The organism is Candidatus Hydrogenedentota bacterium, assembly GCA_016791475.1.
GTDB lineage: Bacteria > Hydrogenedentota > Hydrogenedentia > Hydrogenedentales > JAEUWI01 > JAEUWI01.
In genome coordinates this window covers 1-533 of sequence record JAEUWI010000428.1, presented here as the reverse complement: position 1 = coordinate 533, position 533 = coordinate 1, and the positions used below count along the sequence as shown (strand labels likewise).

Here is a 533-nt window from a genome sequence, read left to right as displayed (position 1 = left end):
CGGCCCCCGGCGAGTTGGTGAACCGTGCGTGGCTGCCTGTCCAGTTCGCGTCGAGCGTGAGCCATGGCAGTGCGCGCCAGAAGAGCGCCACTTCGTACCCGCTTCTGCGGGTGGCGCCAGCCGGTTCCACGGCACCCGAATCGCCCACGAAGATCAAGTCGCTGCTGACGCTCATTCGCCACAGCGTCGCAGTCATGTTGAAACGGTCCCGCTCGTAGCGCAGGCCGAGTTCGGAGCCAGTGCTGGGCACCAGCCCCGGCGCAGGACTGTCCGGCGACGTCACACCGCGCGCGTCGTTGGAGTGAAACCCACGGCCCCAGTTCGCATACACCGCTACGTTGGGTGCTAGCTTGTGCGTCAGCCCCACCTTGGGCGATGCCAACGTGTCGTTCACCGTACCGCTCCAGGCCTCCCCGGCTGCCGCCGAGGTCTTGAACCGGTAGTGGTCGCTCCGGAGACCGAACAGAAGTTCGCTGGCGTCTGTCCACCGCAGACGTGACTCGGCATAGAGCGCCGCAGACAGCTCGCGGACC

Annotated in this window: 1 protein-coding gene; it reads right to left on the bottom strand. The window is 66.8% G+C overall.

Going from position 1 to position 533, the window contains the following annotated elements:
* The coding region (locus JNK74_30070) for a TonB-dependent receptor (GenBank protein MBL7650416.1) at window positions 1-533 on the bottom strand (533 nt) is incomplete at both ends.